Origin of the sequence: Cellulophaga omnivescoria (assembly GCF_001999725.1) — a bacterium.
GTDB classification, from domain to species: Bacteria; Bacteroidota; Bacteroidia; order Flavobacteriales; family Flavobacteriaceae; genus Cellulophaga; species Cellulophaga omnivescoria.
On sequence record NZ_MDDP01000025.1, the window covers coordinates 1 to 9,679 of the forward strand.

The following is a 9,679-nucleotide window of genomic DNA, read 5'->3' on the forward strand; positions in this document are numbered from 1 at the left end:
TAGTTTGACGGAGAACCAGACCAAACATTTACAGGAGTAGATACAGATGGAGATGGTTTAGATGATGGTTATGAAGGAACAGATGTAAACGATGGTTTTGATGTTAATGATGAAATTAACGATCCAGCAAACGATTTACCAGATACAGACGGTACTGAAGATGTAAACTACAGAGATTTAGATGACGACGGAGATGGCATAAATACACCAGATGAAGATGCAGATGGTGATGGTGACCCAACTAACGATGATACAGATGGTGATGGTACACCAGATTATTTAGATCCTACAGATAATACACCTGGTACAGATACAGATGGAGATGGTGTTCCAGATGCTGTAGATTTAGATGATGATAATGATGGTATTTTAGACACAGTAGAAGATGAAAATATCGATGAAGATAATGATCCTTTAACTAACCCTACAGATACAGACGGAGACGGTATACCAAATCATTTAGATATAGATGCTGACGACGACGGTATTCCTGATAACGTAGAAGCGCAAACAACAGCTGGTTATATTGCTCCTAATAATGATGATGCCGCGACTTACTTAGCTAATGATGGTGTAAATAGCGCATACTTAGGTGGCTTAACACCAAATAATCACGATGGTGAGGATACGCCAGATTATATTGATTTGGATAGTGATAATGACACAGTGCCAGATAATAATGAGGGTAACGATTTTGATTTTGATGGAATTCCAGATCAACAGTATACTACTATAGATACAGACGGAGATGGTTTAGATGATGGTTATGAAGGAACAGATGTAAACGATGGTTTTGATGTTAATGATGAAATTAACGATCCAGCAAACGATTTACCAGATACAGACGGTACAGAAGATGTAAACTATAGAGATTTAGATGACGATGGAGATGGCATAAACACACCAGATGAAGATGCAGATGGTGATGGTGACCCAACTAATGATGATACAGATGGTGATGGTACTCCAGATTATTTAGATAATATGGATGATAGTACACCTGATGAAAATGCTGTAGTTGTTATGCAAATGGTAACACCAAATAGTGATGGAAAAAATGATTTCCTTTGGATAGATAACGTAGACTTAGTTCCTAACAATTCCTTAAAAATTTACAACAGATGGGGTATTGCTGTTTTTGAAGCAGATGGATACAATAACATTAACAATGTTTTTGATGGTAAATCTAAAGGTAGATCTACAGTAAAGGCTGGTGAAGTTTTACCTTCGGGAGTTTATTACTATATCTTCAACTACGAGCAAAATGGGAATAACAATACAGATAGTGGTTATCTATACGTAAGTAAATAAAAATTAATATCATAAAATGATAAAAAGAAGCATTTTTGCAACAATTATATTAGTATTATTAGTTTTAGACAGTGTTAGTGCTCAACAAGATGCACAGTATACACAATATATGTTTAATACTTTAGCAGTAAACCCTGCATATGCAGGCTCAAGAGGTCAATTAAGTGTAGCTGCACTATACAGGTCACAATGGGTAGGACTAGAAGGTTCTCCAAAAACTCAGACTATTAATTTACACTCGCCAATTAGAAATAGTAATTTAGGATACGGAATATCCATAGTTAATGATCAAATAGGTGATGGCGTTGTACAGGAAACTTATTTTGACGGTACAGTTTCTTACACTTTAAAATTAGCTCAGGATAGAAAGTTATCTTTTGGATTAAAAGTAGGAGGTAACTTACTAAACTTAGATTTTGAGAAATTACGTAAAATAGATGATGAAGTAGTAGAAACAGATAATATTGATAATAGATTCTCTCCAAATTTTGGATTAGGTTTTTATTATCATACCAATAAGTTTTACTTAGGATTATCTGCTCCAAACTTAGTAGAAACAGATCATTTTGATAATAGTAATCGAGATTCAGATGATGTACAGTTTCTATCCAAAGATAAAGTTAACCTTTATGCAATTACAGGATATGTTTTTGACCTAAATAATACCTTAAAATTTAAACCAGCAGTATTAACTAAAGTTGTTAGTGGTGCTCCTTTACAGGTAGATTTATCAGCAAACTTTATGTTTAATGAGAAGTTTACTTTTGGTGCGGCATACAGATGGGACGCTGCAGTAAGTGCTATGGCAGGTTTTCAATTGTCAGACCAATTAATGCTTGGTTTAGCATATGATAAGGAGACTACAGAGTTAGGAGGCACACAATTTAATGATGGCTCTTTTGAGGTGTTTATGAGATTTGAATTAGTTAGAGCTTTTGAAAAACTAGTTTCGCCTAGATTCTTCTAAAAATTTAAAATTAAAAAAATGGTTAAGAAAATTATAGTTTTACTTGCTATACTATTTTTTACTGTTGGTAACACAAGTGCCCAAGAGAAATTAATAGAAAAAGCAAATAACAAATACAAAAGTTACGCGTTTAGCCCGGCTATAGATATATACACAAAAGTTATAGAAAAAGGTTTCGTTTCTGCAGAATTACTAAGTAAACTTGCTAACTCATATTATTTTAATGCAGATTATAAGAAAGCTTCAGAAATATATCAAAAATTAGTATCAGAATTTGAGGCAGATGTTACTGCAGAACAATATTTTAAATATGCACAAACTTTAAGAACTTTAGGTGAGTACGACAAGTCTAATGCAATACTCGAAAAATTTTATGATGTAGCTTCTTCTGGAGAAAAAGCTCTGTTTGCGAAAGATACTGTAGCTTCTTTCAATAAAATTAAAGCTAATACAGATAAGTTTAAAATATCTAAATTTAAATATAACAGCGTACACAATGAGTTTGCACCTACGTTTTTTAAAGAAGGACTACTTTTTTCTTCGGACAGGGATACAGGAAACTTTGCAAAATACAGGCATACTTGGAACTCTAGAGACTTTTTAGATTTATATAAGGTTAATGTAGATAGCGTTTCATTTAATAAAGTTATTAAATTAGATAAAAATGTTAATACTAGATATCATGAGTCTACATCTGCAATAACTAAAGATGGCACTACAATGTACTTTACCAGAAATAATTATAAAGATGGTAAAAAAGTAAAAGATAGAGATGGAGTAGTAAGGTTAAAAATATTTAGAGCAGATTATGTAAATGGTATCTGGACAAATATTACTGAATTGCCTTTTAATAGCGATGATTATTCTGTGGCCCACCCAACTCTTAGTACAGATGAAAAAACTCTGTATTTTGCCTCTAATATGCCTGGTACACTTGGTATGTCTGATATTTTTAGTGTAAGTATAAATGATGATGATACATATGGAACTCCGCTAAATCTTGGTAATAAAATTAATACAGAAGAAAGGGAAACTTTTCCTTATGTATCTAATGAAGGTATTTTATATTTTTCTTCAGATGGCCATTTAGGACTTGGAGGTTTGGATATTTTTGCTACAAAAATAGCAAACAACAACTTTACAGGTTCTATTGTAAATGTTGGTGAGCCAGTTAATAGTAATATGGATGATTTTACTTTTATTTTTGATAGTGAAAATAGAAACGGATATTTCGCATCTAACAGAAAAGGTGGTTTAGGAGAAGATGATATATATGCAGTTGTAGAAAATGAACCTTTGGTGTTGGATTGCGTTCAGCAAATAACGGGTACAGTTAGAGATAAAATTTCTAATGAAGTTTTAGTTGGGGCGGCAATAAAAGTTATTGATGAAAATAACGAAGAAATTTCATCAACTATTATGAGTTCTAATGGTGTATACAATATTACTTTAGATTGTAACCAAGGAAATTTTGTTAGAGCCGTAGTAGAAGGTTATGTTCCTTCAGAGAAATATTTAAGTAAATCTAATGGTGAACCACAGGTTATAGACTTTTATTTAGAAAGAGACAAAGTAACAGCTGGTGCAGGGGATGATTTAGCTAAACTATTACAATTAAGTACTATCTATTTTGATTTAAATAAGTTTGATATTAGACCAGATGCAGAAATTGAAATACAAAAAGTTATCGTAGCTATGGAGAAATTTCCTAGTTTAAAAATTAAAGTAAACTCACATACAGACAGTAGAGGAAAAGATTCTTACAACTTATGGTTGTCTCAAAAAAGAGCAAAAGCCACAGTAAATTATATGGTATCTAAAGGTATTGATGCAAGTCGTTTACAAGGTGAAGGTTTTGGAGAAACAAAACTTGTAAATAAGTGTGAAAATGGTATACCATGTACTGTTAAAGAGCATCAATTAAACAGAAGATCTGAGTTTATTATTATAGAATAGATTAACTGCTAGTTAATTCCGAAGAAAGCCTTAACCTAAAAGTTAAGGCTTTTTTTTATTTTTTCTAACTTCATCTTTATAGAGCTATACATTACATTAACTTATGTTCACAACAAATATTATATACGCTACTTTAAAGGTTATAATTTAGCAGATTGATAAGATGGGTGTGTTTACTTATGACACATTCCCCAAATTAAACCCAATTCTTATTATGAAGTTGATTAATGTATATTTAGTGTTTTTTTTCTTGCTTTTTACTAGCTTGGTATTAGGTCAAGATACTTTTAGAGATAACTTTTCTTCTATTTCATATAGTAGAAATGATGGTAACCAAAACTTTTCTACTAACTGGATAGAATCTGGAGATAACAATAGTCCTTGGAGTGGTAACATCAGCATTACTGGGAATAGATTACGATTAAGAAATATAGATAACGGATTCATTTACAGATTTATTCCATTATCAGGCTACGACTCGGTTACCTTAACATTAGATTTTGATGCTCGTAATAGAGGAGGAGAATCATTAGGTGTTTATATTTATAATGGTAACACTGGAGCTTGGAACTTGGTACGTAATATAAACACGAACACTCAAGGCTCTTTATCTTATACATTAACAGCTGCCCAAATAGCATCTAATCCGGCAATTATTTTTAGATCTACTAGTGGTAACAATTGGGCAAACAACGATCAAATTTTTATAGACAATGTACTATTTACAGCTGTTTCTAGCCCTGTGTTAGAGATTAACGATGTAACAGTTAATGAAGATGCGGGTACGGCTACTTTTACGGTAAGACAAACGGTTACAAGTGTTTCTGGCTCTTACACAGTAAATTATACAACCATTAATGGTTCTGCAAATTCAGGTTCAGATTATACTGCCAGAACAGGAACGTTAAATTTTAATGGTAACATTAACGAAACAGAAACTATAACAATACCAATTTTAGAGGACACAACTATAGAAGGAGCAGAAGATTTTACAATTAGGTTTACAAGTTCCTCTAACAATAGTATAGATATATCAGACATAGGTACAGGTACAATAATAGATAATGATGCCTTGGTGATGACAGATGGAGTTACGGTAAATAGTTGTAACGATACTTTTTTTGACCCAGGAGGTCCATCTAATTATAGGAATAATGAAGATGCTACGTATACCATTTGTCCAGATACAGCAGATACTTACATAAATGTAGATTTTACTGCTTTTGAAGTTGTAACTGGAGATATTTTATATATATACGATGGTAATTCTACTAGTGCACCATTAATTGGTCAATATGATAGTGCTAACATTCCCAGCTCCATAAATTCATCTGCTACATCTGGTTGTTTAACATTTAGGTTTACATCTAATGGTAATTCAACAGGAGCAGGTTGGGAAGCACAGGTTAATTGTTACCCAGAAGGACCAGTAATAGAAATAGAAGATGTTACAATAGATGAAGATGCCGGTGTAGCAATTTTTACCGTAACATCTACAAGAGCTGCGCACGGTAGAAATGTATTTTTATTTGGTTTTGTTGAATCACCTTTTACGGTAGATTATACAACAGTAGATGATACAGCTTTGGCAGGTAGTGATTATACAGCAGTAAGTGGTACTTTAACTTTTACAGGAGAACTGGGTAACGTGCAAACTATATCTGTACCTATAACTAATGATGGAACACCAGAATTTGCCGAAAACTTTAAAATAGAATTTACAGGAGCTTCAGCTCAGTATGCAACTGTTAATTACGCAGACACGGGAACAGGAACTATAAATTCACAAATTTTAGCAAATGATCCATTAACTTTATTTCAGGAGTTTGATGGGTATTATGATTATTCTACAACTGGTGGTACTTTAAGAACAGGTGCTAATGGAGTTTCGCCATGTGCTGTAACTACATCATCTTCTAATACATTAATATCACCTATACCTAATACAGGAACGGTAGAAAGGGCATATTTATACTGGGCTCATTCAAGTACAGTTAGAGATCCAGATATAGTTTTTGAAGGACAAAATGTATCAGCAAATTTCCTATATCAAACGTCTTTAACTAGCAGAAACTTTTTTGGTTATGTAAGTGATGTAACAGATATTGTTAAAAGCGTTGCTAATCCTAGTACAAATGTTTTTGATTTTAGTGGTTTAACAATAAATAACACGGGAGATTATTGTAATACGTCAACTGTTTTGGGAGGGTGGACTCTAATTGTTTTTTATGAAGACCCAAATTTGCCAGCAGTAAATATAAACTTATACCAAGGTTTTGATGGTTTAAGTAACGAGGGAACATCTTTTACGTTAGATTCTTTTTACGCTATTTCTGGAGCAGGAGCAAAAGCATCATTCTTATCTTGGGAAGGAGATCCAGATTTAAATGGTTCAAGTTCTGGCTCTACAAACCCTGAAGAACTATCGATAACAAATCAAGCAGGACAAAATTTCGTTTTAACAAATGACGGGGGGCAATCTGGTAATAACGCCTATAATTCTACAATTTATGATAATACAGTAAGTCCAACATACAACATATCAAATTCATATGGAGTAGATTTAGATACGTATGATATTTCTTCATTTATTTCCCCAGCAGATAGTCAAGTAACAGCTAACGTAGATGTAGGGCAAGATTTTGTTATATCTGCAGCGGTAGTAATAAAAGTACCATCTAACTTAATAGCAGGTACTGTATTTGAAGACGTGAATTACCCTGGAGGAGTTGGACGTAACCAGACAGCAGCTAATGGTGTAGGTTTGCAAGGAGCTGTAGTAGAGTTGTTTGATGATTCGGGTAATTTTATTCAAAGAAAAACAACAGATGCAGCAGGTTATTACTCTTTTGGAGGTATGGCAGATGGCGACTATTTTATTAAAGCAGTTAGTTCTACCGTAAAATCTACTAGAGGAGGTGGTTTTAGTTGTTCAGATTGTTACCCTGTACAAACATACAGGTCTTTTGGAACAGCAGGAGCTATACAAGAAGAGCCTAATGAAGTAGGTGGAAAAGATCCAACAGCAACTCAAGATGTTTCTTTAGGGGTAATTAATGGGGCACAAAGTGTTTCTAACGTATCTGTTGCAGGTAACGGTGTTGTGGGTATAGATTTTGGTTTCAATTTTAATACAATTGTTAATACAAATGAAAACGGGCAAGGGTCTTTAAATCAATTTATTAAAAACTCTAATAGCCTAGGAGAAGCAACTGTGGATATTGAAGCAAATAGTCTTTTTGATCCAGCGCCAGAAGAGGATACATCTATTTTTATGATTCCTCCAAGTTCAGACGCATTAGGTAGAACAGCAGATGCAAATTACGCTGGTGGTATTTTTGATATTCTAATATCTAATGGAAACCCTTTAGAGGTAATAACAGGAGAAAACACCATTATAGATGGGCGTACACAAACAGCATATTCTGGCAATTCTAATTTTGGAGCAGAGGGAGCAGGAGGTACATCTGTTGGTGTTTCCGCTATTGCTTTACCAGGATATGATAGACCAGAAATTCAGATTCATAAAAATAACGGAGATGTTCTAAATACTTCTGGTAATGGTACTGTAATACGTAACGTATCTGTATATGCAAATAACAATGCTGGTATAATTATTAGCGGTGGAAACGGAACAGTATCTCATTCACTTTTAGGAGTAAATGCAGTTGGTGCAAATGCAGGAAATATAGATTTTGGTGTAGAGATTACAGGAGGAGAAGCAACAATAGATTCAAACTTTATAACAACAAATTCCAATGCAGGTATACAAATAAGAGGAGGATCTTCTGTACTTGTCCAAAACAACCATATTACAGAAAATGGAACTGGTGCTTGCTTTGATAATATATTTATTGATGGAGGGAGCAACATTGTTATTAGGCAAAATTTAATAGAAAAAGCAGGTGCCTTAGGTATAGAAGTTGAAGATGTTGATGGTGTTTCTATTATAGAAAATACAATTAATACCTCTGGACAGAATGGAGGAAATTGTAGTGGTGTAGTAGAAAATGCAGGTATAAAAATTGATGGCAATAATGCCGCAATTACTAACAATATAATAACGTCTAATGGTGGTGCAGGTATAGTAATTGCGGGAGGTAATACTAGTGGAAATTTAATTTCAAGAAATTCAATTTTTGCAAACGGAACAACAAGCCCCGCTCTGGGAATAGATTTAGATGCAGGAAATGCTGTTGGTGATGGAGTTACAATAAATGATAATGGTGACGCTGATAACGGACCTAACGGTTTAGCTAACTTTGCAGTAATATCTAATGCATTTGTATCTGGTTCAAATATAATAGTAGAGGGTTGGTCTAGACCAGGAGCTACAATAGAATTATTTTTAACGGATATTAATGAAGGAACAGCTAGTACTGGAGATAATAGTTTAGGAATGGTAACAGATTATGGAGAGGGACAAATTTTTATAGGATCTATGGTAGAAGGCAGTTCGTCAGATCAGTTTCCTAATACATCTAGTTATTCAGATGATGATGGAAATAATGATACTACAAATAAATTTAGGTTTGTAATTCCAAAACCAGCATCTGTGGTAATAGGGAATTTTGTAACAACCACAGCAACAATTTCAAATTCTACATCAGAGTTTTCACCTTATGTAATTTTAAAAGCTTTTAATGCAATTACAAACAGAAATATTACGCATAGAGCAAAGGGAAATTAAAGTAATTAGCAGTTAGCGGATTAAAGTTCAAAAATAACGATAAAAGACTACTTAAATGTAGTCTTTTTGTTTTTGTAATCCGTTTAAAATGGCTTTGTTATCGATTAAAAACACCTGTTAATAATCAATTTAACAACGATATAATTTCTCTACATTGTTTTTCTAGAAGTTAACCATACAAATAGGGCTCTACACAACATTTATTTTCTAGCGGACTATCTAACGTTAATTTTGTAAGGTGAAGTTGTGTGTAGGTTATAATTAGGTGTTCTAATGCCAATCTCAAAAAAATAGAGAAAAAGCAAGCATCTTAACTAATCACAAAGAAATGAATAGAATAAAACACCCCAGCATGAAGAAGATTTTACTACCGATGATGCTTTTAATATCGGCAATTGCATTCTCACAGACCACAGTTACATTAGAAGATCAATGTAATTGTGAAGTACTTAGCGGTACAGATGTAACAATACCTGGTTCTAGTACACCTGCAGGAGCAGACCTTGGAGATTTGTATGTGAATACAGATACTGGAACAATATATTTCTGGGATGGTGATTCCTGGGAACTATCATCAGGCAGTAACCCTGAAATTCAAGATTTTACTTTTGATCAAACTACAGGAGAACTTACACTTACTATGCAGGGTGGTAGTACAAGTGTTGTAGATATTTCTTATTTGTTTGAAACAGTAACAACTTTAGTAGACAATGCAGATGGTACATTTACGTATACCAATGAAGATGGAGTAACTA

The 9,679-nt window shown here is 33.5% G+C and carries 5 protein-coding genes; all 5 read left to right on the forward strand.

The window, feature by feature from the left end:
- Nucleotides 1–645 precede the first annotated feature (645 nt).
- Nucleotides 646–1,311 (forward strand): T9SS type B sorting domain-containing protein, encoded by a 666-nt coding sequence (locus BFJ87_RS17035; RefSeq protein ID WP_245799631.1) that lies wholly within the window; start codon nt 646–648, stop codon nt 1,309–1,311.
- A 16-nt stretch (nt 1,312–1,327) separates the two neighbouring features.
- Nucleotides 1,328–2,278 (forward strand): PorP/SprF family type IX secretion system membrane protein, encoded by a 951-nt coding sequence (locus BFJ87_RS11885; protein WP_077404724.1) that lies wholly within the window; start codon nt 1,328–1,330, stop codon nt 2,276–2,278.
- An 18-nt stretch (nt 2,279–2,296) separates the two neighbouring features.
- A complete protein-coding gene (locus tag BFJ87_RS11890) occupies nt 2,297–4,234 on the forward strand; it encodes an OmpA family protein (protein WP_077404727.1) in 1,938 nt (645 codons plus the stop codon).
- 214 nt (nt 4,235–4,448) lie between these two features.
- Entirely contained in the window at nt 4,449–8,924 is a 4,476-nt protein-coding gene (locus tag BFJ87_RS11895; RefSeq protein WP_245799632.1) for a beta strand repeat-containing protein, read from the forward strand.
- A 352-nt stretch (nt 8,925–9,276) separates the two neighbouring features.
- A partial coding sequence (locus BFJ87_RS11900; protein WP_139344240.1) for a hypothetical protein occupies nt 9,277–9,679 on the forward strand: 403 nt, incomplete at its 3' end.

Coding starts and splice junctions, on each gene's coding strand:
- BFJ87_RS11885 (WP_077404724.1), top strand. CDS start 1,328: ATGATAAAAAGAAGCATTTTTGCAACAATTATATTAGTATTATTAGTT.
- BFJ87_RS11890 (WP_077404727.1), top strand. CDS start 2,297: ATGGTTAAGAAAATTATAGTTTTACTTGCTATACTATTTTTTACTGTT.
- BFJ87_RS11895 (WP_245799632.1), top strand. CDS start 4,449: ATGAAGTTGATTAATGTATATTTAGTGTTTTTTTTCTTGCTTTTTACT.